16 protein-coding genes are annotated in these 26,945 nt (G+C 62.7%); 7 read left to right on the forward strand and 9 right to left on the reverse strand.

Annotation, left to right across the window (positions count from 1 at the left end):
* Window positions 1-23 precede the first annotated feature (23 nt).
* From MFF34_RS17800 to MFF34_RS17810, 3 genes are all read left to right on the forward strand, one after another.
* Entirely contained in the window at window positions 24-1,442 is a 1,419-nt protein-coding gene (locus MFF34_RS17800; RefSeq protein WP_027592361.1) for an FAD-dependent oxidoreductase, read from the forward strand.
* A 235-nt stretch (window positions 1,443-1,677) separates the two neighbouring features.
* Complete coding sequence (hemE, locus tag MFF34_RS17805) at window positions 1,678-2,742, forward strand: uroporphyrinogen decarboxylase (protein ID WP_027592362.1); 1,065 nt, start codon at window positions 1,678-1,680, stop codon at window positions 2,740-2,742.
* A 115-nt stretch (window positions 2,743-2,857) separates the two neighbouring features.
* On the forward strand, window positions 2,858-3,205 hold the full coding sequence (locus MFF34_RS17810) for a YgiW/YdeI family stress tolerance OB fold protein (RefSeq protein WP_099430675.1): 348 nt from the start codon (window positions 2,858-2,860) through the stop codon (window positions 3,203-3,205).
* Window positions 3,206-3,304: 99 nt separating this feature from the next.
* Here the strand turns inward: MFF34_RS17810 and MFF34_RS17815 are convergent, their stop codons facing one another.
* Window positions 3,305-4,492, reverse strand: a complete 1,188-nt coding sequence (locus tag MFF34_RS17815) for an MFS transporter (RefSeq protein WP_238215769.1) — start codon at window positions 4,490-4,492, stop codon at window positions 3,305-3,307.
* 165 nt (window positions 4,493-4,657) lie between these two features.
* On the opposite strand from MFF34_RS17815, the gene MFF34_RS17820 reads away from it, so the two are divergent.
* Both MFF34_RS17820 and MFF34_RS17825 read left to right on the forward strand, forming a co-directional pair.
* Window positions 4,658-5,557, forward strand: coding sequence for a LysR family transcriptional regulator (locus tag MFF34_RS17820; RefSeq protein WP_238215609.1), 900 nt, complete (start codon window positions 4,658-4,660; stop codon window positions 5,555-5,557).
* Between the two features lie 110 nt (window positions 5,558-5,667).
* Entirely contained in the window at window positions 5,668-6,441 is a 774-nt protein-coding gene (locus MFF34_RS17825) for a ParA family protein (RefSeq protein ID WP_027592366.1), read from the forward strand.
* 110 nt (window positions 6,442-6,551) lie between these two features.
* On the opposite strand, the gene selO is transcribed toward MFF34_RS17825, so the two are convergent.
* The 6 genes from selO to betI all read right to left on the reverse strand — a co-directional run bounded on the left by selO (window position 6,552) and on the right by betI (window position 17,482).
* A complete protein-coding gene (gene selO / locus MFF34_RS17830; RefSeq protein ID WP_238215611.1) occupies window positions 6,552-8,012 on the reverse strand; it encodes a protein adenylyltransferase SelO in 1,461 nt (486 codons plus the stop codon).
* 180 nt (window positions 8,013-8,192) lie between these two features.
* Window positions 8,193-11,510: a mechanosensitive channel MscK gene (gene mscK / locus MFF34_RS17835; protein ID WP_099430671.1), complete on the reverse strand. Its 3,318-nt coding sequence runs from the start codon at window positions 11,508-11,510 to the stop codon at window positions 8,193-8,195.
* Window positions 11,511-11,546: 36 nt separating this feature from the next.
* Window positions 11,547-13,289, reverse strand: coding sequence for a potassium/proton antiporter (locus MFF34_RS17840; protein ID WP_027592369.1), 1,743 nt, complete (start codon window positions 13,287-13,289; stop codon window positions 11,547-11,549).
* A 251-nt stretch (window positions 13,290-13,540) separates the two neighbouring features.
* Window positions 13,541-15,238, reverse strand: coding sequence for a choline dehydrogenase (betA, locus tag MFF34_RS17845; protein ID WP_099430670.1), 1,698 nt, complete (start codon window positions 15,236-15,238; stop codon window positions 13,541-13,543).
* 76 nt (window positions 15,239-15,314) lie between these two features.
* Entirely contained in the window at window positions 15,315-16,787 is a 1,473-nt protein-coding gene (betB, locus tag MFF34_RS17850; RefSeq protein ID WP_238215613.1) for a betaine-aldehyde dehydrogenase, read from the reverse strand.
* 38 nt (window positions 16,788-16,825) lie between these two features.
* Window positions 16,826-17,482, reverse strand: coding sequence for a transcriptional regulator BetI (betI, locus tag MFF34_RS17855; protein WP_027592372.1), 657 nt, complete (start codon window positions 17,480-17,482; stop codon window positions 16,826-16,828).
* Between the two features lie 478 nt (window positions 17,483-17,960).
* Here betI and MFF34_RS17860 point away from each other — a divergent pair, with 478 nt between their 5' ends.
* Window positions 17,961-19,964, forward strand: a complete 2,004-nt coding sequence (locus MFF34_RS17860; RefSeq protein ID WP_374707412.1) for a BCCT family transporter — start codon at window positions 17,961-17,963, stop codon at window positions 19,962-19,964.
* A 117-nt stretch (window positions 19,965-20,081) separates the two neighbouring features.
* Window positions 20,082-24,749: a dermonecrotic toxin domain-containing protein gene (locus MFF34_RS17865; RefSeq protein WP_238215615.1), complete on the forward strand. Its 4,668-nt coding sequence runs from the start codon at window positions 20,082-20,084 to the stop codon at window positions 24,747-24,749.
* A gap of 5 nt (window positions 24,750-24,754) precedes the next feature.
* On the opposite strand, the gene MFF34_RS17870 is transcribed toward MFF34_RS17865, so the two are convergent.
* Together MFF34_RS17870 and MFF34_RS17875 are read right to left on the reverse strand one after the other, a co-directional pair.
* On the reverse strand, window positions 24,755-25,522 hold the full coding sequence (locus MFF34_RS17870; RefSeq protein ID WP_238215618.1) for a divergent polysaccharide deacetylase family protein: 768 nt from the start codon (window positions 25,520-25,522) through the stop codon (window positions 24,755-24,757).
* Between the two features lie 8 nt (window positions 25,523-25,530).
* Complete coding sequence (locus MFF34_RS17875; protein WP_027592376.1) at window positions 25,531-26,847, reverse strand: S41 family peptidase; 1,317 nt, start codon at window positions 26,845-26,847, stop codon at window positions 25,531-25,533.
* Window positions 26,848-26,945 lie beyond the last annotated feature (98 nt).

Raw genomic sequence — 26,945 nt, forward strand, 5'->3', positions numbered from 1 at the left:
CTGCGGTAAAGAGGTTTTGAAAAATGGCTGAACGTCTGAGCAACGACTTCCAGTTCATCGAAGTGGGGCGTAAAGACCCAAAGAAAAAGCTGCTGCGCCAGCGCAAGAAAGAGTTCGTCGAGATCTACGAACCCTTCAAGCCGCAGCAGTCCGTGGAGCAGGCGCACCGTTGCCTGGGCTGCGGTAACCCGTATTGCGAATGGAAGTGCCCGGTGCACAACTTCATCCCCAACTGGTTGAAGCTGGTGTCCGAGGGCAACATCCTGGCGGCGGCAGAACTGTCGCACCAGACCAACACCCTGCCTGAAGTGTGCGGCCGTGTTTGTCCGCAGGACCGCCTGTGCGAGGGTGCCTGCACCCTGAACGACGGTTTTGGCGCGGTGACCATCGGCTCGGTGGAGAAGTACATCACCGACACCGCTTTCGCCATGGGCTGGCGCCCAGACATGTCCAAGGTCAAGCCGACTGGCAAGCGTGTCGCCATCATCGGTGCCGGCCCGGCGGGCCTGGGCTGTGCCGACGTGCTGGTGCGCGCCGGCGTGACCCCGGTGGTGTTCGACAAGAACCCGGAAATCGGCGGCCTGCTGACCTTCGGTATCCCCGAGTTCAAGCTGGAAAAGACCGTGCTGAGCAACCGCCGCGAAGTCTTCACCGGCATGGGCATCGAGTTCCGCCTGAACACCGAGGTGGGCACCGACATCACCATGGAGCAGTTGCTGGCCGAGTACGACGCGGTGTTCATGGGCATGGGCACCTACACCTACATGAAGGGCGGCTTCCCGGGCGAGGACCTGCCGGGCGTGCATGACGCGCTGGACTTCTTGATCGCCAACGTCAACCGCAACCTGGGCTTCGAGAAGTCGCCGGAAGACTTCGTCGACATGCAGGGCAAGAAGGTCGTGGTGCTGGGCGGTGGTGACACCGCGATGGACTGCAACCGCACCTCGATCCGCCAGGGCGCCAAGTCGGTGACCTGTGCCTATCGTCGTGACGAGGCCAACATGCCGGGTTCGCGCAAAGAGGTGAAGAACGCCAAGGAAGAGGGCGTGAAGTTCCTCTACAACCGCCAGCCGATCGCCATCGTCGGTGAAGACAAGGTCGAAGGCGTGAAGGTGGTCGAGACCCGTCTCGGCGAGCCGGACGCCCGTGGCCGCCGCAGCCCTGAGCCGATCCCGGGTTCTGAAGAGATCCTGCCGGCCGATGCCGTGGTGATCGCCTTCGGTTTCCGCCCGAGCCCGGCGCCATGGTTCGAGCAGCATGGTATCCAGATGGACACCCAGGGCCGCGTTGTTGCGCCGGAAAAGGGCAAGTTCAAGCACCAAACCAGCAACCCGAAAATCTTTGCGGGCGGCGACATGGTGCGCGGTTCGGACCTGGTGGTAACCGCCATTTTCGAAGGCCGCACCGCTGCTGAAGGTATCCTGGATTACCTGGAAGTCTGATTGAATGCTGGGGCCGCTTTGCGGCCCATCGCGGCACAAGGCCGCTCCCACAGGGAAGTGCATTCCTGCAGTGGGAGCGGCCTTGTGCCGCGATGGGCTGCAAAGCAGCCCCTTTGGCGTTTTGTATACAAAATTGCTTGATCCAAGGCACCCAATAGACAAAACGCATGGCCTTGGCCGTGCCTTTTGTGCTGGCGTCTGAGAAAATGCCCGCACTTTTTTGCCGGATGCCGACATGACTGCCCTGAAGAACGATCGTTTCCTGCGTGCACTGCTCAAGCAACCCGTAGACGTCACCCCGGTCTGGATGATGCGCCAGGCTGGCCGTTACCTGCCGGAGTACCGCGCCAGCCGTGCCAAGGCCGGTGACTTCATGAGCCTGTGCATGAACCCGCAGTTTGCCTGCGAGGTCACCCTGCAGCCGCTGGACCGCTACCCACTGGACGCGGCGATCCTGTTCTCGGACATCCTCACCATCCCCGATGCCATGGGCCTTGGCCTGTACTTCGAAACCGGCGAAGGCCCGCGCTTCAAGAAAGTCATCAGCACCCCGGCTGACATCGAGGCACTGCCGATCCCTGATCCGCAGAAGGACCTGGGCTACGTGATGGACGCCGTCAGCACCATCCGTCGCGAGCTCAACGGCCGTGTCCCGCTGATTGGCTTCTCGGGCAGCCCATGGACCCTGGCCACTTACATGGTCGAAGGCGGTTCGTCCAAGGACTTCCGCAAGACCAAGGCCATGGCCTACGACAACCCGCAAGCCCTGCACCTGTTGCTGGACAAGCTGGCCCAGTCGGTCACCAGCTACCTCAACGGCCAGATCCTGGCCGGTGCCCAGGCTGTGCAGATCTTCGACACCTGGGGCGGCAACCTGTCGGCGGCGGCCTACCAGGAGTTCTCCCTGGCCTACATGCGCAAGATCGTCAGCGGGCTGATCCGCGAGCACGACGGGCGCAAGGTGCCGGTCATTCTGTTCACCAAAAACGGCGGCATGTGGCTGGAAAGCATCGCCGAAGCCGGTGCCGATGCGCTGGGCCTGGACTGGACCTGCGAGATCGGCGATGCCCGCCGCCGTGTCGGTGACAAAGTTGCGCTGCAAGGCAACATGGACCCAACCGTGCTGTACGCCAAGCCCGAAGCCATCCGCAAGGAAGTGGCGCGTATTCTGGCCAGCTATGGCAAGGGCACCGGCCATGTGTTCAACCTCGGCCACGGTATTACCCCGGAAGTCGACCCAGAGCACGCGGGTGCGTTCATCAACGCCGTGCACGAGTTGTCGGCGCAGTATCACCAGTGAGGTGATGCAGCAAACAGGAAACCGGCCTCAGTGCCGGTTTTTTGTTGGATTAAGTTTAGATTCAGCGATCGTCGTTAATCTGGTCCCATCGAAACCGAAACAGGACCTGATCCCCATGAAAGCTCGTTACCTCGCCCTGATCCTCGCCCCTTTGTTCAGCACCGCTGCACTGGCCGCTGGTTATACCGGCCCAGGTGCCCAGTCGGTCACTACTGTCGCCGCCGCCAACGACGCAGCCGACGACACCCCGGTGGTGCTGCAGGGTTATGTGACCAAGAAGATCAACAACGACGACAAGTACGAATTCAAGGACAACACCGGCACCATCACCGTCGAGATCGACGATGAGGACCTGCCACCGACCCCGTTCAACGACAAGACCAAGGTCAAGCTGACCGGCGAAGTCGAGAAGCACCTGATGAGCCGTGAAGTGGATGTGGATATCGTCGAGATCATAAACTGATCCGAGGCCCCTTTCGCGGGTAAACCCGCTCCTACAGGATTGCACTACCCTTGAGGCCAGCGCCATACCTGTGGGAGCGGGTTTACCCGCGAATGGCCCTCAAGCCGTTTTCGGCTGAAGCTTGCTCAGGCGCAACGCCACCAGCAACGCCACGGCCAACAGGCTGCCGATGAACAGCCCGATGCCATTCCACCCCCATGCATGCCAGAACACCCCACCTGCCGTCCCGGCCACACTCGACCCCGCGTAATAGCAGAACAGGTACAGCGACGAAGCCTGCCCCTTGGCCTTCAACGCCCGCCGCCCGATCCAGCTGCTGGCCACCGAGTGGGCACCGAAGAAGCCAAAGGTGAACACCAGCATGCCGAGAATCACCATCAACAGCGGGCTGGCCAAGGTCATCAGCAAGCCGCCCGCCATCACCACGATACTGACCCAGAACACCTTGCGCCGCCCCAGCTTGTCCGCCAGTGCGCCGACCTGCGCAGAGCTGTAGATACCCGACAGGTACACCACCGACAACAAGCCGACCAACGCCTGGTTCATGTGATAAGGCCCTGCCAGCAGGCGGTAGCCGATGTAGTTGAACAGCGTGACGAAGGCGCCCATCAGCAGGAATGCCTCGAGGAACAGCCAAGGCAGCCCGGCGTCCTTGAAGTGCATGACGAAGCCGTCCAGCAGGCTGCGCGGGTTCACGGCCTGCGGGCGGAAGTTGCGTGATTCGGGCAGGACCTTCCAGAACACCAGCGCCGCGACCAGTGCCAGGCCGCCGATGGTCAGCATGGCTGTGTGCCAGCTGACGAAGTCGATCAGTACCCCGGTGATGAGGCGCCCGCACATGCCGCCGATGGCATTGCCGCCGATGTACAGGCCCATGGCCAGGCCGATGTGCTGCGGGTGGATTTCTTCGCTCAGGTAAGTCATGGCCACCGCCGCCAGGCCGCTCAACGACAGGCCGACCAGTGCACGTGTCGCCAATACCGCTTCCCAGGTCGGCATCACCGCGCTGGCCAGGGTCGACAGGGCCGCGCAAACCAGCGCAAACACCATCACCGGCTTGCGCCCGATGCGGTCGGAGATCGGCCCGGTGATCAACAGGCCGAACGCCAGCATGGCAGTCGACACCGACAACACCAGGCTGCTCTGTGCCGCGTTGATGGAAAACTCCTGCGACAGCAGGGGCATCATCGGCTGCACGCAGTACAGCAGGGCGAAGGTGGCAAAGCCGCCGCTGAACAGGGCCAGCACGGTCTTCATGAAGGCGGGGGTGCCTTTCTCGATCCACATTTCGTTAAGGGGGGCAGGTTCTGGGTCGACGGGAAGGGGAGCTACAGCAGTTTTCACGGGCGGGTACCTCTGGCGCAATGAAAAAAGCATATAGCTGGCTAATGATTAGATCCAATATATTGTTCGACCTATTTAAGACGTCTAGCGACTTGTTTGGAGCCGATCATGGAACTGCGCCATCTGCGTTACTTCATTGCTGTGGCAGAAGAGCTGCACTTTGGCCGCGCGGCCCAGCAACTGGGTATTTCGCAGCCCCCCTTGAGCCAGCAAATCCAGGCGCTGGAGCAAGAGCTGGGTGCCCGTCTGTTCGACCGTACCAATCGTCGGGTCGAACTGAGCGAGGCCGGGCGGTTGTTTCTGGAAGAAGCGCGTCAGGTGCTCGCGCAGGTCGAGAAAGCGGCCGATGTGGCCCGGCGCGCCCAGTTGGGGGAGCTCGGCGAGATGAAGATCGGTTTCACGTCATCGGCACCGTTCACGTCGAAAATCCCCAAGGCCATCCATGCTTTCCGCCAGCGCTTCCCGGCCGTGCACCTGAACCTCAAGGAGTTGAGCAGCCGTGATGTGGCTGAAGCGGTGTTTGACGAGTCCATCGAGGTGGGGCTGATGCGGCCCATGCCGTTGCCGGAGGGGCTGGTGGCGACCGAGCTGTTTCGCGAGCCGCTGGTGGCCGTGATCAATGCCTCGCACCCCTTGGCCGTGGGCACGGAGCTGGGGGTGCACATCGCCTCCCTGGCGCATGAGCCGTTCGTGTTCTTTCCGCGCAGCTATGGCAGTGGGCTGCATGCGCAATTGCTCAGCCTGGCGCGGCACGCCGGGTTCAGCCCGCATTTCGCCCAGGAGGCGGGGGAGGCGATGACCATCATCGGCCTGGTGTCGGCGGGGCTAGGGGTTTCGGTATTGCCGGCCTCGTTCCAGCGCATGCGCATCGAGGGTGTGGTGTACCGGACCTTGCTGGATGAAGGCGCGATGACCGCAGTATGGCTGGTGCAGCGCGAACACGGCAGTTCAGCGATGGCCAAGGCGTTTGCCGAGCTGTTGACCGGGCAGGTCACGAAGCCTTCGTAGGCACGCTCGGGCATCGCGATCAGTTCGCCATCATCACCTGACAATTGCCGCTGGCCTTAGCTGGCGAGCCACCACATACTCGGGCATTCGTTGATACACGGAGGTCTCTCATGCGGCGCGTGGTGTTCAATCAGAAAGGTGGCGTGGGCAAGTCGAGCATCGCTTGTAACCTGGCGGCGGTCAGTGCCAGCGAAGGTTACCGGACCTTGTTGATCGACCTGGATGCCCAGGCAAACTCGACTCAGTACCTCACCGGCCTGACGGGTGAAGATATCCCCATGGGGATCGCCGATTTCTTCAAGCAAAGCCTGTCCAGCGGGCCTTTCAGCAAGAAGAACAAGGTCGATATCTACGAAACGCCGTTCGACAACCTGCACGTGGTGACGGCCACCGCCGAGCTGGCTGACCTGCAGCCCAAGCTTGAGGCCAAGCACAAGATCAACAAGCTGCGTAAGTTGCTCGACGAGTTGGACGAGGATTACGAGCGGATCTACATCGACACGCCGCCGGCGCTGAATTTTTATGCGGTTTCTGCGCTTATCGCGGCCGATCGCGTGCTCATCCCCTTCGATTGCGACAGCTTCTCGCGCCAGGCCCTGTACGGCCTGCTGGCGGAAATCGAAGAGCTCAAAGATGACCACAATGAGGACCTGCTGGTCGAGGGCATCGTGGTCAACCAGTTTCAGTCCCGCGCCAGCCTGCCCCAGCAGATGCTCGACGAACTGCTGGCCGAAGGCCTGCCAGTGCTACCGGTGTACCTGGGCAGTTCGGTGAAGATGCGCGAGTCGCACCACGCCAGCTTGCCGCTGATTCACCTGGAACCACGGCACAAGCTGACCCAGCAGTTTGTGGCGTTGCATTCGTTGTTGGAAGAAAACGCTTAGGGGTTCAAGGGTAGGGCGTGAGCGTTGTGGTGGGGCAGAGACCGAGCGCCGCCCGCGCGGCGCTCGGTCTTACAGGCACAGAAAACCTCAAGGCAAACACCTTCCAGGCATCACGATGAACAGCTGATTTCCAGGTGCTTGCCCCACTCCGGCGGCCGCTGGGCGTATGCCTGCATCCCGGCCTGCTCCTCGAACGGCCGGCTCAGCACCTGGTGCAGCCGGCGCACTTCACTGTAATCCCCAGCCTCGGCCGCTTCGATGGCCTTCTGCGCCAGGTAGTTGCGCAGCACGTACAGCGGGTTCACCGCATGCATGCGTTCACGCCGCCCTTCGCCGTTGCCGTCCTCACGCGCGCAGCGGGCAAGGTAGTCTGTGCCCCAGGCATCGAAGGCCAGCAGGTCGATGAAGTCGTCGCGGACGACCTTCAGCGCTTCGGCGACCGGCTGTTCACCCAGCTTGCGGAAGAACAGGGTGTAGTCCACGCCGCCCTTTTGCATGCATTGCAGCAGGCGCTCGACCAGGGCGAGGTCTTCATCCTCGGCGGTCGTCAGGCCCAGGCGCCGGCGCATGAGGTCCAGGTAATGCGCCTGGTACAACGGCAAGAACAGCCCCAGCGCCTCTTTGAGCGGTTCCACCTCGATCACCGTGGTCAGCGCCTGGGCCAGCGCACTGAGGTTCCAGTGGGCGATAGGCACCTGGTTGCTGTAGCTGTAGCGGCCACGGTCGTCGGAGTGGTTGCAGATGAAGTTGGCGTCGAAGTCGTCGAGGAAGGCAAAGGGGCCGAAATCGAAGGTGATGCCGAGGATCGACATGTTGTCGGTGTTCATCACCCCGTGGCAGAAACCATAGGCTTGCCAGCGGGCAATCAGCTCGGCGTTGCGCTCGACGATCGTACGGAACATGGCCAGGTAGGGCTGTTCGGCCTCGCGGCATTCGGGGTAGTGCTGTTCCAGCACATGGTCGATCAGCACGCGCTGTTGCTCGGGCTGGCGGGTGTAGTAGAAGTACTCGAAATGGCCGAAGCGCACATGGCTCTGTGCCAGGCGCGTGAGCATGGCCGCGCTTTCACGGCTTTCGCGCCAAACCGCGGTGCTCGAACCGATCACGCACAACGCCCGGCTGGTCGGGATGCCCAGAGCGTGCAGGGCTTCAGAAGCGAGAAACTCGCGGATCGACGAGCGCAGCACGGCGCGGCCGTCGCCCATGCGCGAATACGGGGTCTGGCCAGCGCCTTTGAGGTGCAGGTCCCAATGTTCGCCTGCCTCGTTCAGCACTTCGGCCAGCAACAGGCCACGGCCGTCGCCCAGGCGCGGGTTGTACGAGCCAAACTGGTGGCCGGAGTAGACCATCGCGCGTGGGTCGGCTTCTTCCCAGAGCTTGTGGCCGCTGAACAACTCGGCGAACACCGGCAAGTCGGCTTGCGCGGGGTCAAGGTCGAGCAGGGCCATGGCCGACTCGCTTGCCACCACCAGGCGCGGGTCTGCGATAGGTTCGGGCAGGACCTGGGTGGAGAACGCATCGCCCAGGCGGGCGAAGCGGTTGTCGAAGCTGAGTTGGTCGAGGGCTTTCACGGGTTGCTCCTGGAAATCGGTGCCAAGGGGGCCGCTTCGCGGCCCATCGCAGGCAAGCCAGCTCCTACCGAATTAGCGCTGAGCTTGGGGCTGGCGCAGCCCCTGTAGGAGCTGGCTTGCCTGCGATCGAGGGCGCAGCCCTCGCAAGGATTCAGAACAGAATACGGTATTCGAGCCCCTTTATACCGCTTCAGTGCCATCCGATTTCGGCTGCTCCAGCGGAATCAACTGCTGCTTGCCACCCTTCTGATCCATCAAGAACACCTCGACCTGACGTACCGAGATCTTGATGTTATGCGCCTTGAACTCGCGGTTGATGTAGCGGTTGATCTCGTCCAGCGTCGGGTTACGGTCGCCCAGGTCACGCACGTGCATGCGCAGTTCGTGGTCCAGCGAGCTTTCGCCGAAGTTGAGGAAGTACACGATCGGCTCCGGGTCCTTGAGCACCCGCGGGTTCTCATGGGCGCCCTTGAGCAGCAGGTCGCGCACCAGGTCGAGGTCGGAGCCGTAGTCGATGCCCAGCTTCAAGGTCACCCGGGTGACCGTGTCGGTCAGCGACCAGTTGATCAACTGGCCGGTGATGAAGGTCTTGTTGGGGACGATGATGTCCTTGCGGTCGAAGTCGGTGATGGTGGTGGCGCGGATGCGGATCTTGCTCACCGTGCCGGACAGGTTGCCGATGGTGATGGTGTCGCCGATGCGCACCGGGCGCTCGAACAGGATCATGATGCCGGAGATGAAGTTGGCGAAAATCTCCTGCATGCCGAAGCCCAGGCCAACCGACAAGGCTGCTACCAGCCACTGCAGCTTGTCCCAGCTCACGCCGAGGGTCGACAGGGTACTGACGATGCCGATACCGACGATGGTGTACGAGAGCAGCGTGGTGGTGGCGTAGGCACTGCCCTGTGCCAGGTTCAGGCGTGATAGCACCAGCACCTCGAGCAAGCCCGGCAAGTTGCCGGCCAGGGCGAAGGTGATGCCGACGATCACCAGCGCGCCGAGCAGGTCGCCCAGGCTGATAGGCACCATGCTCGCGGCAGTGCCGGTGCCACTGGTGTATTCGTACAGGGTGAAGTTGTTGAGGTAGGCGAACACCGAGATCAGGTCCGACCACACCCAGTACAGGCCGGCAATGAAGCCACCCAGCAAGGCCAGGCGGATCAGGCGCAGCGACTGTTGGTTGACCTGCTCGATGTCCAGCGTCGGCTCTTCGGTGATGACTTCGCCATCCAGCCCTTCTTTTGCCGCTGCGCGTTTGCTCAGGGCGCGCTGGTAGGCCAGGCGCCGTGCTGCCACCGACAGGCCCCGCACGAACGCCGCTTCGATCACCAGCCAGAACAGCAGCAGGTACAGGGTGTAGATCAGCCGGTCGGTCAGCTTCAGCGCGGTGTAGTAGTAGCCGAAGCACACCGCGACGAACAAGGCGATCGGTAGGGCGGTGAACGCCACGCCGACGGCCTTGCGGAACAGCGACGTGTCGCGATGCGCCGGGCTGCTCAGCAGCAGGCGGCTGAGCAGCCAGGCCATCAGCGCGTAGCAGGTCAGCACCACGCCGATGCCGAGTACATCATCGGCCAGTGCCGAAGGCTGGTGCTCGGCAACCGCCACCACGCCGACCAGTGCCAGCACCACGGTGCCCAGCCTGCGCACCCAGCCCCGGAGGAATTCGACCTGCGGCTTGTGCCAACGGAAGTGCACTTCTGCCACGCCGCCAGGGGCGAGGATGCGGTAGGCGGTGTAGAACACCAGCCAGGCCTGGGCCAACTGCCACAGCGCCGCGCCGAGGTTGGCGTTTTGACCGCGGGCGTCGATCTGCAGGGCATAACTGCACAGGGCCAGGCCCAGGCTCACCGGCATCGCCAACAGAATGTTGATCAGGATGGCCTGGGGCGTGTGCCACTGGCTGTCACGGCGGAAGTGGCCGATGTCCTGGTGGACCTTGCTCAAGCGCAGGTAGAGGTATTTGCGCCGCCACAACAGGGCGCCAATCACCAGTAGCAGCGGCAGGAACAGCAGCGGGCGCTGGCTCAAGCCATCGGCCAGCTCCTTGAGGCCGGAACCCCAGGGCAGGTCGGCGACCTGGCTGGCAAAGCGCTCCGGCACATAGCGCAGCCAGTCCCAGTCCAGCGGCTTGTTGCTGGGGATCCAGAACATCTGCTCGTCGAGGGTGGTGCGCAGGCCTTGGGCCGTGCCCAGCAACTGCTTCTGGTTGAGCTGCAAGGTGATCGATTCGTTGAGCAGCGCCGACAGCTCGCGGTTCAGGCGCTCCAGCAGGTCGGTGCGGGTGATCGCCACTTCCAGCAGGGCTTTGCGCAGTTGCGGCGTGACGTCTTCCGGCGGCTGGTTGGCCAGCAGCTTGTCGACGTAGGTGACCGGGCTGCTCATCTGCTCGCGCTGCTGGTTGATCTCGAACTGGTAAAGGCGGGTGTCAGCGATCTGGTCGGCGAGGTCGCGGTCGACCTTCAGGTGCGGCAGGGTTTGCTTCTGCTTGTAGAGGATCTTGGACAGCAGCAGGCTGCCCTTGAGCACGTTGATCTGCTCGTCCAGGGCCTGGTCGGCCTGGGTCAGGCTGTCGAGCTGCTGTTTGGTGCGCAGGTTCTGCTGGGTCAGCTCGTTGAGCCTGTCGGTGCTTTTAAGCAGGTAATCGGAGAGCTTGAGGTTGATCGTGCTTTCGGTGGCCAACAGGCTGCTGCCGCCGGCCTTCTGGGCTTCGATCGACTGCTGGGTGACCGCTTCCTGGGATTGGGCCAGGCGCTTGTCGTTGATCAGCGTCTGCAGGTCCTGGATTTCCTGCTCCAGGCGTGCGGCGCGCTCGATCAGCAAGTCGTGGCGGGCATTGCCAAGGTCTTGCAGCAGGCTGTTGCCGGCCAGCTCCTGGCGGCGCAGTAGGGTCAGCGCGTTGAGCGAAGCGAGCTCGGCACTGAGCTGGTTGCGCTGGTCGGCGTTGAGCGCCTTGCCGTTGTCCTTGCCGGATTTGAGGGCGTTGTTGATTTGCTGGGAGCGGGCCTGGCTGTTGCTGATCTCGGCCTGGGCGCGCTCTGGGCGGGTCTGGGAATTGATGATCAGGCTGTTGGCTTCGGACAGCGCCTTTTGCAGCTCGCCTTGCAGGGTGCTGCGCTCGCTGAGCAGTTGCTCCAGCTGGGGCACCGAGAGGGTGGCATAGCGTTGGGCGACGGGCTGCGGCTTGCTTTCCTTGAGCCGGGCCAATTCTTTTTGGCTGTCGCTGGTTTCTTTCGGTGCGCCGGCCAGCTGTTGCTTCAGCGCGGCCAACTTGCGCTCGTTGTCTTCCTTGGTGGCCAGCAGGCTCAGGGTTTGTTCGAGCACCTGCTGCAGGGCCTTCTGATCGGCCTCGGGCAGCTTGCGCTCGGCGATCTTGTCGAGGCTGTGCTGGATGCTGGCGGTGGTCGGCGCTTCGGCCGCGGCGTTCGCGGTGGCCGCGAACGAGAGGGACAAGCACAGCCCGAGCAGGGCTGTGCGAAGGTACACGCGCAGGGACATAGGCAGACTACATTGTGGATCAGGCAGAAACGGAGTTTAGAGGAACAATCCTGGTCCGGGTCGCGTTCCTTCGGGGAATCTGACGCCCACTTTCTGGACATTGTTCCCGTCCATGGTCGCCACGGTCCAAATCGTGCCATGCCATTCGACCTGGTCGCCTACTACTGGAGCGCCTCCGACCTTCTGTCGGATGAACTGTGCCAGCGGCATTTTCGCGTCCAGGCCGTCGAGTTTCAGGCCATAAAGTGCAGCCACGGCGCCCAGTTCGGCATCGCCTTCGAGCACGAAGTCGCCGAAGAAACGCAGGTCCAGGCCACGCTGCGGCGCCTGGCTGAACAGCTTGCCCAGCGCGGGCAGGTTATGTTCGTGGCCGATCACGCAGAGCATGTCGCCCACCTCAAGTACCGTACTGCCCGACGGGTGCAGCAGTTGTTCGCCACGGAACAGTGCGGCAATCCGTGTGCCTTCGGGCATCTTCAGCTCGCGCAGGGCCGCGCCGATGCACCATTTTTCGGCGCCCAGGCGGTAGACGAACAGCTCCCACTCGCTGGTGATGTGCACTTCCAGCGCCGAGCGGGAGATCGGCGCCGGGTCTGGCGGTACCGTGACCTTCAGGAGCTTGGCCATCCACGGCAGGCTGGTGCCCTGCACCAGCAGCGACACCAGCACGATGAAGAACGCCAGGTTGAAGAACAGCTGCGCATCGGGCAGCCCGGCCATCAGCGGGAACACCGCCAGAATGATCGGTACCGCGCCGCGCAGGCCGACCCAGGAAATAAAGCCCTTCTCGCGGCCATGGAAGGCCTTGAACGGCAGCAACGCGGCGACCACCGACAGCGGGCGTGCAATGAGGATCATCCACAGTGCCAGGCCCAGGGCCGGCAGGGCGATCGGCAGCAGGTCATGCGGCGTGACCAACAGGCCCAGCACCAGGAACATGCCGATCTGCGCCAGCCAGGCCATGCCGTCGAGCATGTGCAGGATGCCGTGGCGGCTGCGGATCGGCTTGTTGCCCAATACCAGGCCGCACAGGTACACGGCGAGGAAGCCGCTGCCATGCAGGGCGTTGGTCAGCGAGAACACCACCAGGCCGCCCGCCACCACCAGGATCGGGTACAGGCCACCGGCCAGGTTGATTCGGTTGACCAGTTGCAGCATCAGCCAGCCGCCGCCCAGGCCCAGCAGGCCACCGATGCCGAACTCGCGCAGCAGGTGGGTCAGCAGGCTCCAGTGCAGCCCGGTCTGGCCGCTGGCGATCATGTCGATCAGGGTGACGGTGAGGAACACTGCCATCGGGTCGTTGCTGCCCGACTCGATCTCCAGCGTAGCGGTGACCCGTTCGTTCAGGCCTTTGCCGCCCAGCAGCGAGAACACCGCCGCGGCGTCGGTGGAGCCGACGATGGCGCCGATCAGCAGGCCCTGGATCAGGCTCAGGTTGAACAGCCACGCCGCTACCAGGCCGGTGAGGGCGGTGGTGATCATCACCCCGACCGTGGCCAGCGACAACGCCGGCCACAACGCCACGCGGAAGCTCGCCACGCGGGTGCGCAGGCCGCCGTCGAGGAGGATCACCGCCAGTGCCAGGTTGCCCACCAGGTAGGCGGTCGGGTAGTTGTTGAAGATGATGCCGCCACCGTCCACGCCGGCGACCATGCCGACGGCGAGAATGATGACCAGAATAGGGATGCCCAAACGTGAGGACAGCGAACTGACCAGGATACTTGCACCCACCAGCAATGCGCCGATCAGAAACAGGCTGTTGATGGTGCTGGCATCCAAAGGCAGGTACTCCGGGATATCGCGGGAAGGGGGCTTGACTGGCAAGTCGCGTGCCAACTGATTCTAACCTGATGAATTGGCAGCATGTAAAGCGTTTCTGCAGATGAAAAAAAGGCACCGCGAGGGGTGCCTTCTTTTGTGTTGCCTGGGTGGGCCTCTTCGCAGCGCAAGGCTGCTCCTACAAGGGAGCGCGTTCCCCGGTAGGAGCAGCCTTGTGCTGCGAATGGGCCGCAAAGCGGCCCTCAGGGCAATCAGCCTTGCTTCACTTCACGCATCGGCTTGCCTTTGACCGGCGCACCGTTGGCCACGTAGTACTTGGCCGTGCTGCGCGGCAGTGGCTTGCGGTTGCGGATCTTGTCCGAGATTTTCTCGGCGATCATGATCGTGGTGGCGTTGAGGTTGCCCGTGATGATGATCGGCATGATCGACGCATCGACCACACGCAGGCCCTGCATGCCATGCACGCGGCCTTCACCATCGACCACCGCCATGTCGTCGGTGCCCATCTTGCACGAGCAGGACGGGTGGAAGGCGGTTTCGGCGTGCTCGCGGATGAACTTGTCCAGTTGCTCGTCGGTTTGTACGTCGGCACCCGGGCTGATCTCGCGACCACGGTACGGGTCCAGCGCCGGCTGGGCCATGATTTCGCGGGTCAGGCGGATGCCGTCGCGGAACTCTTGCCAGTCCTGCTCGGTGGCCATGTAGTTGAACAGGATGCTCGGGTGCTGGCGTGGGTCTTTCGACTTGGCCTGGATGCGCCCACGGCTTGGCGAACGCATCGAACCCATGTGCGCCTGGAAGCCATGTTCCTTCACGCCATTGGAGCCGTTGTAGTTAATCGCGACCGGCAGGAAGTGGTACTGGATGTTCGGCCACTCGAATTCAGGGCGGGTGCGGATGAAACCACCGGCCTCGAACTGGTTGCTGGCGCCGATGCCGGTGCCATTGAACAGCCACTCGGCGCCGATGGCCGGTTGGTTCCACCACAGCAGCGACGGGTACAGCGACACCGGCTGGGTGCACGCGTACTGCAGGTACAGCTCGAGGTGGTCCTGCAGGTTTTCGCCAACGCCCGGCAGGTCATGCACGACCGGGATGTCGAGGCTTTCCAGCAGGGCGCGTGGGCCGACGCCGGAGCGCTGCAGCAGTTGCGGCGAAGCGATGGCGCCGGAGCTGACGATGACTTCCTTGCGCGCGCGGGCTTCGACGCGCTCTTCGCTGTCGCCGACCAGGTAGGTCACGCCCACGGCACGCTTGCCGTCGAACAGCACGCGGTCGCTCAGGGCATGGGTGACGATGGTCAGGTTCGGGCGCTTTTTGGCCTGGTCCAGGTAGCCGCGCGCGGTGCTGGAACGGCGGCCGTTCTTGGTCACCGAACGGTCCATCGGACCGAAACCTTCCTGCTGGTAGCCGTTGAGGTCTTCGGTGCGCGGGTAACCGGCTTGCACGCCGGCCTCGACCATGGCGTGGAACAGCGGGTTGTTGCCAGCCTTGGGCGTGGCGACGCTGACCGGGCCTTCGCCACCGTGGTAGTCGTTAGGGCCGATGTCGCGGGTTTCCGCTTTGCGGAAGTACGGCAGGCAGTCCAGGTAGGTCCAGTCTTCCAGGCCCGGCAGTTCTGCCCAGCCGTCGAAGTCCATGGCGTTACCGCGGATGTAGCACATGCCGTTGATCAGCGAAGAGCCACCCAGGCCCTTGCCGCGGCCACATTCCATGCGGCGGCCATCCATGTGCGGCTCTGGGTCGGTCTCGTAGGCCCAGTTGTAGCGGCGGCCCTGCAGCGGGAAGGCCAGGGCGGCTGGCATCTGGGTGCGGAAGTCGAAGCGGTAGTCGGGGCCACCGGCTTCCAGCAGCAGCACGGTGACGCTGGCGTCTTCGGTCAGGCGGGTGGCCAGGGTGTTACCGGCGGAACCTGCGCCGACGATGATGTAATCGAATTCTTGGGACATTTAAGTACCCTCGTTTGGCGGTGATCAGGGAGCGGGAACGCCCGTGCGCGCTGGCACGGGCGTGACTACACGCGGTTTAGAAAACCGAGGTGTAGCCGCCCAGCTCGACCTGGACCGACTTGATGCGCGTGTATTGAGCCAGCGAGCTGATACCGTTTTCACGGCCAACGCCCGACTGCTTGTAGCCACCGACCGGCATTTCGGCCGGCGATTCACCCCAGGCGTTGATCCAGCAGATGCCGGCTTCGAGCTTGTGGATGATGCGGTGGGCACGGGTGATGTCGTTGGTGCACACGCCCGCGGCCAGGCCGTATTCGGTGTCGTTGGCGCGGCGAATGACTTCTTCTTCGGTCTCGTAGCTGAGGATGCTCATCACCGGGCCAAAGATTTCTTCCTTGACGATGGTCATGTCGTCGGTGCAGTCGGTGAACACGGTCGGGGCCACGAAGGCACCCTTGGCGAAGTCACCTTCGGTCAGACGCTCGCCACCGCACAGTACGCGGGCACCTTCTTCTTTACCCTTGGCGATGTAACCCAGCACGCTTTCCATGTGCTGGAAGCTGACCAGTGGGCCGAAGTTGGTGTTTTCGTCTTCCGGGTTGCCAGCACGGATGCGGGCAACGCGCTCGGCGATCTTGGCTTCGAAGGCGGCTTTCAGCTCGGCAGGGATGAACACGCGGGTGCCGTTGGTGCACACCTGGCCGGAGCTGTAGAAGTTGGCCATCATCGCGATGTCGGCGGCCTTGTCCAGGTCGGCGTCGGCGCAGATGATCAGTGGCGACTTGCCGCCCAGTTCCATGGTCACTTCCTTGAGCGAGGAGCTCGAGGCGCTGGCCATGACTTTCTTGCCGGTGGTGGTGCCGCCGGTGAAGGAGACTTTTTCGATGCGCGGGTGCTCGGTCAGCCAGGTGCCGACTTCGCGGCCGCTGCCGGTCAGCACGTTGAACACGCCATCAGGCAGGCCGGCTTCGGTGTAGATCTCGGCCAGTTTCAGGGTGGTCAGCGAAGTGACTTCCGACGGCTTGAAGATCATCGCGTTGCCAGCGGCCAGGGCTGGGGCGGATTTCCACAGGGCGATCTGGATCGGGTAGTTCCACGCGCCGATACCGACGGTGACGCCCAGCGGCTCGCGGCGGGTGTAGACGAAGGAGCTTTCACGCAGCGGGATCTGCTCGCCTTCGATGGCCGGCACCAGGCCTGCGTAGTACTCCAGCACGTCGGCGCCGGTGACGATGTCGACGTAGCGGGTTTCGGAGTACGACTTGCCGGTGTCCAGGGTTTCCAGCTGAGCCAGCTCATCGTTGCGCTCGCGCAGGATCTCGACAGCGCGGCGCAGGATGCGCGAACGCTGCATGGCGGTCATCGCAGCCCAGACTTTCTGGCCACGCTCGGCGCTTTCAACGGCTTTTTCGACGTCGGCCTGAGTGGCACGTTGCACGTGCGCGAGGACTTCGCCGTTGGCCGGGTTGATGGCCTCGAAGGTGGCATCGCTGCCAGCGTCGACATAACCACCATCAATGTAGAGTTTTTGCGTTCCGAAACGGGCCATAGTGTCCTCGCAAGTGCAGTGTGTGGTTGGCTAGCGCGTCACGCTCCTGCCGGGTTGGCAACGGCCGTGCGCGGTGGTTCAGAAGCCTGGTCGGTTGTGCCCAGGGACTGCTGTTTAGCCAGTTGTAGATCCATGTATTCGTAAGCGATTCGTATCGCCTGGTCGGTGTCGAAAGCATCTCCCGACAACGCGCCACGCAGCCATAGGCCGTCGATCAGGGCCGCCAGCCCGCGGGCTGCCTTGCGCGCATGGTAAAGCGGCAGGACGCGGCGGAACTGACAGCATAGGTTGGAGTACAAGCGGTGATCGTTGATCCGCTGCAACCTGTGCAAATCGGGCTGGTGCATGCTGGACGCCCAGAAGGCCAACCAGGTTTTCATTGCCGGGCCGTTCACCTGGCTGGCATCGAAGTTGCCCTCGATGATCACTTTCAGGTGGGCACGCGGGCTGTCGTCCGTCAGTGCCTGGCGCCGTGCTGCAACGCCTTCGTTGAGCATGTTCATGATGTAACCCATCGTCGCTGCAATCAGGCCGTTCTTGTCCCGAAAGTAGTGACTGATGATGCCGTTCGACACGCCGGCCAAACGGGCAATGAGCGCAATGCTGGCATCTCCCAGCCCCACCTGATCGACCGCTAGCAGGGTGGCTTCGATCAATTGCTGGCGGCGGATGGGTTGCATACCGACCTTGGGCATCTTGCATTCTCCTCAGGCCTGACAAGCAGACGACAAGCGGCTGACTCGGCGAAGGCCAGTCTATTTTGTTTTGATTGAACGTTCAATCAATAAAGAATAAGCTCTGCGACAATTTGTGCCATTGACAGTTTTTCAGGCTGTTTCGAGCGCACGGATTGACACCCCAGGAAATCGCGTAACCCCCGGAATACAAGGCGTTGACGGGCATGTGCGATGCGAAATGCAGAATCTGCCGAACGGTCATCGACCTGCGGCAGGCCCTTGGAGCGGGCGGGGTGCTCTGTGACGAATGCGCGCACCACGGTGTTGGGTGCGGCGTTTTTTGCAGACCACCTGTCTGTTTTTTTGCAACGTATCGATTCGGGATCACGGTTTCCAGGGTGCTTTTATAACACCTGACGCAGTGGGGGTATTCCACCAATTGCTCGGGAAAAGACTGATTAGCCTCCACAGCCGTACTGCCCGGAGCATTCGTGCAATGAGTTCTGCCTCCCTTACCAAACCCCCCGCCGAGAGGGTCCGGGTCAATAGCGTCGTGTTCTACACCTCGGCGTTGCTGATCCTTGCGTTGACTGCCTTGCTTATCGCTGTACCCGAAACTGCAGGCCAAGTGCTGGGCGTGGCCCAGAAGTGGCTGACGCGCACTTTCGGCTGGTACTACATGCTGGTGATCTGCGGATACCTGGTGTTCGTCGTTTACCTGGCCTTCTCCGACTACGGCAAGCTCAAGCTGGGTGGCAAGGATGACCAGCCCGACTTCAGCTACGGCGCCTGGGCCGGCATGCTGTTCTCGTCCGGTATCGGTATTTCGCTGCTGTACTTTGGCGCTTCCGAACCGCTGGACCACTATTTCAACCCACCGGAAGGCACGCCCGCCAGCCTCGAAGCCGCGCGCCAGGGCCTGCAGCTGACCTTCCTGCACTGGGGCCTGCACGGCTGGGCGATCTACGCCCTGGTCGGCCTGGCCGTGGGTTACTTCGCCTACCGCCACAACCAGCCGCTGGCACTGCGCTCGGCGCTGTATCCGCTGGTGGGTGAGCGTTGGGTCAAGGGCGCTGCCGGCAATGCCGTGGACATCTTCGGCATGTTCGTCACCCTGCTGGGCCTGGTCACCAACCTGGGGATCGGCTCGATGCAGGTGTCTTCGGGCCTTGAGTACCTGTTCGGCATGGACCACAGCAAGACCAACCTGCTGGTGGTCATCCTGGTCATGGCCGGCGTTGCGACCGTGGCCGCAGTGTCAGGCGTGGAAAACGGCATCCGCCGCCTGTCCAACCTGAACATCATCCTGTTCAGCGGCCTGCTGATTTTCGTGCTGCTGGGCGGCGAGACCCTGCACCTGCTCAATGGCTTCGTGCAGAACGTTGGCGACTACCTCAATGGCATCGTGCTGAAGACCTTCGACCTGTACGTCTACGAAGGCGAGGCGGGCAAGTCCGAGCGCTGGTTGGGGCTGTGGACCGTGTTCTACTGGGCCTGGTGGATTTCCTGGGGCCCGTTCGTCGGCATGTTCATTGCCCGTATCTCCAAGGGCCGTACCGTACGCCAGCTGGTCATGGGCGTGTTGCTGATCCCGCTGGGCTTCACCCTGGCCTGGCTGTCGATCTTCGGCAACACCGCGCTGGACCTGGTGATCAACCAGGGCGCCGTGGAGCTGGGCAAGACGGCCCTTGAGCAGCCGTCGATGTCGATCTACCAGCTGCTGGAATACTTCCCGGCCGCCAAGATCGTGATCGGTGTGGCGGTGTTCGTCGGCTTCGTGCTGTTCCTCACCCCGGCTGACTCCGGCGCGGTGATGATGGCCAACCTGTCGTGCAAAGGCGGCAAGGTGGATGAAGACGCCCCGCACTGGATGGTGGTGTTCTGGTCGGTGATCATCACCTTGGTCACCATCGGCCTGCTGTTCGCTGGCAACTTCGAAGCCATGCAGACCATGGTGGTGCTGGCGGGCCTGCCGTTCTCGGTGGTGCTGGTGCTGTTCATGTTCGGCTTGTACAAGGCCATGAAGCAGGACGTTGCGGTCGAGCAGGAGCGCTCCGAACTGGCCGCCCGTGGCCGCCGCGGCTTCAGCGAGCGCCTGACCCAGCTGGAACTGCAGCCGACCCAGGCCGTGGTGCAGCGCTTCATGGACAAGCAGGTCAGCCCGGCCCTGAAAGAAGCGGCCGAGCAACTGCGCACCCTGGGCTTCGAGGTTGAAACCCGTGTGGGCCAGTCGCGCAACATGATGGGCCTGCGGGTAATGATGGAAGAGGGCAACCCCTTCGTCTATGAAGTGAGCCTGGACGGCTACCTGGCCGCGCCGAGCGAGGCGCCGGTCGAGGGCGAGCCGCAAGTGCAACAGCGCTTCTACCGCGCCGAGGTGTACCTGCACGATGGCAGCCAGGAATACGACCTGATGGGCTTCGCGCCGGAGCAGATCGTGCGTGATGTGCTCGACCAGTTCGAGAGCCATCGCCAGCTGCTGGGGCGTGTGTACAGCTGATCGTTGTGAAAAGGGCCCTGCTGAACAGCAGGGCTTTTTTTTGCCCTGCAATAAGTAGCACCAGGTGGCAGAGCGCGCGCGACAGGCTTCCAGCTCATTTACCTGGAGTGCCTTCGTATGACCCCCTCGGACGCATCGACATTCGATTTCAAGCGAGCCGCTGCCCGGCAGTTCGCCGCCCGTCCCACGCTACGCCAGGTCGTCAGCGACCAATTGCTCACGTTATTGCTGGCAGAGCTGCCATGGCTGGCCTCGGTACAGCCTGCATTGCTGTCTGCCGATGCGCTCACACTGGACAGCCCGGACCCGGCCACACCCTACTGGTCCACTCAACCGTTGGTCGATCGCGTACTGCAGGCCATGCTCGAGTCGCGCTTTCTCGATCTGGAGCCTGTCGAAGGCCGCCATCATAACCTCGGCCTTGTTGATCCTCACCGCTTTGCCGGCTCCGACAACGTGCTCGACACCCGCCAGCTCAGCGGCCTGAGCGAACCGCTCAATGACCTGATCGAGCAACTGCCGCAGCTTTTTTGCGAGGCGCAGCTCGGCTTTTGGGCGAGTGCCGGGAGTACCGGTGCAAGCCGTGATCATTGGTTGCAGTTGCTGTTGAGCACGGCCCTGTTGCGCGGCCTGCCCTTGCAAGGTTTGGATGCCCAGGAGCAGGCCTGCATTCGCGGCCTGATACGCGGCGGTGCCGAACAGCCCACGGCGAGCTTCGTGCGGGTTCTGCTGAGCAAGGGTGGGCGTGAAACGGAGGAACTGCTGTGCCCTCTGCTGGTGACTGGAGAGTGGGATGATCGGCAAGTGGTGCTGTGGTGCGCGCCGTCTGGCGAGGTGCGTGGCTTTGCCTCGTTGGCAGCGTTCGCCTTGGCCCTGCGTGATGACCTGGCACAGCGTTACAGCTTTGACTCCCTGTCATGGCAGCCTTACCCGGTCGAAGGCAATGTGTTTGCGCAGCAGGTGACATTGTTGCTGGAAACGCTGTTCACTCAGGTCGACAGGGTGGGCTACCGCCGCCTGGACGATGTCGCCGCGCTTGAGCGACTGTTCTCGCAGGTCAGTGACCCCGCGCAGTGGTTCGACAGCTACCCGGACGATACCCCGGCGGTCATGACCCCACCGGCTTTGTGGGCCAGCTCTGGAAGCGATAGCGTGGCCTACCGTGCGGGTCTGTTGCAGCTGGCAGTCGATCAGCTCGACGCCGAAGGGGTTGGCGCCATGGACGGCATCCTGAGCCTCAAGGATTACACCCGCCAGCGGCTCACTGAACAGATGCAATCCGCTAACGCGCAGGCTATCTCCCCGGATGACCTGCTGATCGAATTCTTCGTGGCGTTGGGTATTCCCGGAGGCGCAGGAACGGGCGCAGGCGGTGGCGAGCCGGTGGCGCTGGAGGGCAGCAAGACCCTGACCGAGTTCGCCATTGGAAACCTCGGAACGCTCAGAAATGCCTCGATCCGGCGCATTCAGCGCGCCGACGGTTCTGCTGCCCCAGTCTGGCTGGATGCCGATGCTGCCAGTCGATTGGTGAGCCAGATTGATGTCGGTGGCAACTATCCCGCCTATGTCGCCCGTCAACTGGACGACCCATTGCAGCGTGCGCAACGCGTCCGGCGCTTCGCCCGTGAGTGGCGCAACGCCCTGCGTTTCAGCGCATTGGGCGCGAAGCTTGATGGCAAGATCACGGAAGCTGGGCTGCAATGCGTCATTGATTTCTGTGCAGGCCATTTCGACCCGCAAACACCCCGCATGACCCTGATGCCGCTGACCTTGCGACGCCAGCCGCATTCCCGCCAACAGGACCTCGTTCGCGGCATGTATGTGCTGTTCTGTGCCAAGCCTGAGCTGGTGTTGCTGTACCGGCCTATATACCTGCAGGACACCCTTCGTGAATATTCAACCCTGGCGGCATTGCTCGCTCACATCCAGGAGTCCACGCTACTGCAAGCGAGCATTTTGGACTGGCTGAACCCGCAGGTCCGCCATATTTACGACCATGGCGGGTTCCTTGAGCCGCACGTCACCAGCATTGGCATTGACCCGTCCAGTCTACCCGAGCGCCCGGAGCCGCCCGTCATTGAGGCGGTGTTCTGGGCCACCGCTATCGATGAAAAGTTGTACAACGCCAATCGTGATCTGCTTATCGAATTGGCGGACATGCAATCCACCTCGAATGCCGAGCGACGGTGGGAAACCCTGTCCCAAGGCGCCTGGCTGCTGTTCGATGTGGTGTCGTTGGCGCTGCGTGGCCCGGTGGCCAGTGTGGCGTGGCTGGTGCAACTGATCACCTCGCTGGAGAATGACCTGCTGGCGCTTGAGCAGGGCGGCGAGTTCGACCGGCCCGCCGCTGTTTCAGATCTGTTGCTGAACTTGAGTATGGTTTTGCTGCATGCGCGGCAACCGGCTTCGCACCCTGGAACGGCCGGTACGGCACCCGCCGTTTCAGCGTTCGATGGGCCCGCCCCGCAGCGAGGGGCTTTTGCCGAGGTCTCGGTGGCCCCCTCTGGCGCAGGGGCGGCGGGGATCGGTGAGCTGGCAGCGCTGCCGCAACGCCGGTTGGATCTCTCATGGCGTGGCAATCAGGGGTTCAATTGGCTTGCGCCTGAGCAGCGGCAGGCGCTGCGCGCCATGCGTACGGGTGTGTTGCTGCCCGACTCGGCATTGCAGGTCGCGGGCGAGACCGCAGGCCTGTATCAGGTCGACGGACGTCTGTACGCGGCCATGGACGCCGATGTTTATCGGGTGGAAGTGGTCAACGGCAGTATAAGGGTGGTCGATGGCAAGGGCGGCTACGGCCCATGGTTGAGCCATGTACAAGGCGCTTGGCGTATCGATGGTTCGCTTCGTCTCGCTGGCGGGATGAGGCGACATACACGCGAGAACATCACCGATCGCTTCAACAGGCTCCACGCTACTGTTGCGAAACTTAATGAGCAGATCAAAGCGGCAACGCTCCGTTTTGCTCAGGCCGGCTTCAGCATCCCGGTCTTGCGAGAAAAGGTCACAAAGCTGGGGGCGCTGATGGAAACAGAGCGGGCCAAGCTGGCGTTGGCCGCCACAGACAGCGAGCAGGCCTCCTCCAGGGAAATGATTGGCCGGTACGAAATGCGTTTAGCTGAATGGGACACGGAAATTCGTAGCAAGCGTAATGAAGCGGTTGAGCAGGTTGAAGAGGTCGTTCGGGACTGCCAGGAAATTCTTCGCACGATCGAGACCATGTTCGAACCCAAATATGCCCGCGAACGGCGGGCGGGGGTGGAGGCGGGGCTGACACAGCAGCGGCGTGATGTTCAGCTCAGCCTGATCCGCAACAGCGATTTCATCCTCAGTGAGCTCTGGGATCTGGCGGATTACCCGGCGCTGACCAGTATGCAACAGCGCCTTCATGGGCAGCCTGGGCAACAAGTGCTTGAAGCCTATCAGGCTTTTCGCCGCAAGCTCGAAGGCGTCGTGGGGCTTCAGGACCGCATGCTGGCTACATTCGAACATCTCGACGAGCTATTGGTCGAGGTGCCAGGCGAGGAGATCATCAGCAATCCCTCCGAACCGGAAAGCCGCAGCGTTGATTCACTTATTGCCAAGCGTACGTTCAGCACGGTTCAGTTCCGTTTCCATCAGGTGTTGAACCTTGCCGATCTGGCTTTACACCTGGATAACATCAATGGTCAGCGCACAATCAACGTATTCCGGGAGGAGCTGTCGGGGCTGTCACTGCGCAATGCGGCGGGTGCCCATGGTGAACTCGATTTCGCCAAGCTGTCGCTCGAAGACCGCATCACTATCTTGGAGGAGGCCTGGGACGAGTATGCGGCTGCGCTGGTGAACAGCCTGCGAATTCGCAGGACGGGTGGGGCGTTGATCGAAGTCTCAATGCTTGACCGCTACCGCACGGAGCTGGAGAAGCTCAAATGCGACGCGGGGCGCCGGTTGGTCGCGTTGAGGGAGCGGGAGGGCGCTAGCCCGCCTGTCACGCACGCTCCCTACACTGTTTCAAAGGAGCCGCAACGAGTGGTGCGCAATGCGCAAGGGCAGTTACTGATCGGAAAGAGAGAGGAGGATGCCAATGGGCTTGTGGTGTATCAGGTGCGTGACCCATTCACCAATACGGTGTTGGGCACCTTCGACAAGGACGGTCAATGGTTAGAGCGAGATCGTGAGCGATCGCCGGTTGAAAACGAGGCGGCGTCAACGGATACGGCTTTCCGGGTGCAGGTGCTGCTGGATGAGAATGAGCAGTTGCTGTTGAAGGCTGACGAATATGTCGTGAATGACCTTAAAGGAAGCCTGCTTGCGCATTTGTTCGACACTCAGATCAACAAGCTGGGGGAGGCGGCGACGTCATTGGGCGAGGAGGGCGCCAACGCCGCCCTCATCAGGCGCCTGGAGGTCGCCTCGGACCAGATGCGCTCGGAAAAAAACCTCAAGCTGACCATGCTGTACACCGACACGCGCTACCCCAGCGCCGCAGCGTTACGTTTTCTGCATGAGCAGAACCTGATCAAGGTGCAGTACGTCGCCCCGCGCCAAGTCATGGCCAATGGCAGCACCTTCGACGAGTACAAGATCATGCGTCTGGCGCAGCCGGGTGCCGCATCAGGCCGGCCGTTGTGGGCCGCACACTTCCACATGCCTGCCGCTGACGCGCTGGCGCGTGACTTCACCTTGGGCCATTTGAAAACCTGGAGCCAGCGTCGCTTGAGTGGGCGCGAGGAAGGCTCAACCCAGCGGGTGCATAGAGGCAAACTCACCCTGGAACAGGCGCGCGGCATCATCCCGTTCGACTGAGGCGTTCAGCGGTTGCTGTACCGGCCATGTTTGCCGTGGGCAGGCATGGCCTGGTTGCCGCGCTCGGCAATCATCTGCTTGAGCCCGATCAGTTCAACGCCTTGGCTTCTCAGGCGCGGGATTTCCCGCGCCAGCACTTCAAGGGTCTGCGGGTAGGGGTGGCCGATCAGCACGGCCGAGCCTTGCTTGCGGGCCATCGCGATACCCAGTTGCAGTTGCCCTGCAATGGCTTCGGGGGTGCGCACGTCATCCAGAAACACATCCCGCGACACGTGTGCCACATCCTGCGCCTGAGCTTCGGCGGCGGCCACCGTGGCGGCACTGGTGCGGCTGTCGACGAAGAACAAGTGGCGGCGCTGCAGTTCGCCCATCAGCCAGGTCATGGCTTCGCGTTGGGCGGTCATGCGGCTGCCCATGTGGTTGTTGATGCCGGCCGCGTACGGCACCTTGGCCAAGGCTGCGTCGAGCCGGCTGGCCAGTTCGGGCAGCGGTAGCCCTGGGTGCCAGGCATAGGGACCGGTAGCCGGGTCCATGGGCATGTGCAGGATCACGGTCTTGTGTGCTTTGTGTGCCTGGCGGGCGAAATCGCTGGCGTGCGGGGTGTCGGGCATGATTGCCATGGTGACCGGGCCGGGCAGGGCGAGCGTGCGGCTGTCACGCTCGGTGCTTTGGCCAAGGTCGTCGATGATGATGCTCATGTAGGCCTTGCTGGCCGGCGCCGCTTGGGCGACGCCGACCAGCAGGTAGCACAGCAGACACAGCAGATACCGCATGGGCGCGATCATTTACCCGAGGTGATGTTCAAGCCCTTGAGCAGGCTCAGGGCCTGGCTCAGCTGGAAGTCATCATCCTGCGGCCGTTCCTTGCGCTTGCTGCTGCCGGTCGGGCGCTCGGCGCCGCCGTTGCCATTGCCCAGGTGGCCCTGCAGGTCGGCTTCCTTGAAGTTGTCGGTATCGATTTCGGCAGTGAGTTTGGCCGGGCGCACTTCGATGTCCGGCACGATGCCCTGGGCTTGGATCGAGCGGCCGTTGGGGGTGTAGTACAGCGCAGTGGTGAGCTTCAAGGCGCGGTCGTTGGCCAGCGGCAGCACGGTTTGCACCGAGCCTTTGCCGAAACTGTCGGTGCCCATCAGCACGGCGCGCTTCTGGTCTTGCAGGGCGCCAGCGACGATTTCCGACGCCGAGGCACTGCCGCCGTTGATCAGCACCACCAATGGCACGCCTTCGCTGGCGTCGGCCGGGTCGGCAGAGAAGCGCAGTTCGGAGTTGGCGATACGGCCCTTGGTGTAGACGATCAGGCCCTTGGTCAGGAAGTGGTCGGCCACTTCGACCGCCGACTGCAGCACGCCGCCGGGGTTGTTGCGCAGGTCGAGCACCACCCCGCGCAGCTTCTTGCCGTTGTCCTTACGCAGCTTGGCCAAGGCCTTGCCCACCTCGTCGCCGGTCTTGACCTGGAACTGGGTGATGCGGATGTAGCCGTAGTCGTTTTCCAGCAGCTGGCTTTTCACGCTCTTGACCTGGATCACCGCGCGGGCGAGGGTCACGTCGAACGGGTTGCCGCCATCGCGGACCAGGGTCAGGGTGATTTTTTCGCCGACCTTGCCACGCATCTTGTCCACGGCTTCGGTCATGGTCTGGCCGCGGGTCGGAGCGCCGTTGATCTTGACGATCAGGTCACCGGCCTGCACGCCGGCCCGGGAGGCGGGGGTGTCATCGATGGGCGAGACCACCTTGATGAAGCCGTCTTCCTGGCCCACTTCGATACCCAGGCCACCAAATTCGCCGCTGGTGCTCTCTTGCAGCTCCTGGAAGTCCTCGGGGCCGAGGTAGGCCGAGTGCGGGTCAAGGTTGCTGAGCATGCCCTTGATGGCGTTTTCCAGCAGGGTCTTGTCGTCCACCGGCTCAACGTAAGCGGCCTTGATGCGGTCCATGACCTCGGCGAAGGTGCGCAACTCTTCCAGCGGCAGCGGCGCCTTGGCCGTCACCTCGGTAGCTGGCACCGCTGCTGGCTTGGCCGGCTCTGCGGCAATGGCCAGGGGCGCGCCGACCGCCAGGGCGATGGACAGGGCCAGCTGGGTGAGACGAGGCGAGTGCAGCATGTCGAACGAACTCCTGATCCTGAAGGCGCTCCGTGAGGAGCATCGGCGCAGCATTCAGGCTACGCCGTAAAAAGGTGAACGGGGTTGTTTTTCGGACA

Origin of the sequence: Pseudomonas sp. PAGU 2196, from assembly GCF_022179005.1 — a bacterium.
GTDB classification, from domain to species: domain Bacteria; phylum Pseudomonadota; class Gammaproteobacteria; order Pseudomonadales; family Pseudomonadaceae; genus Aquipseudomonas; species Aquipseudomonas kermanshahensis.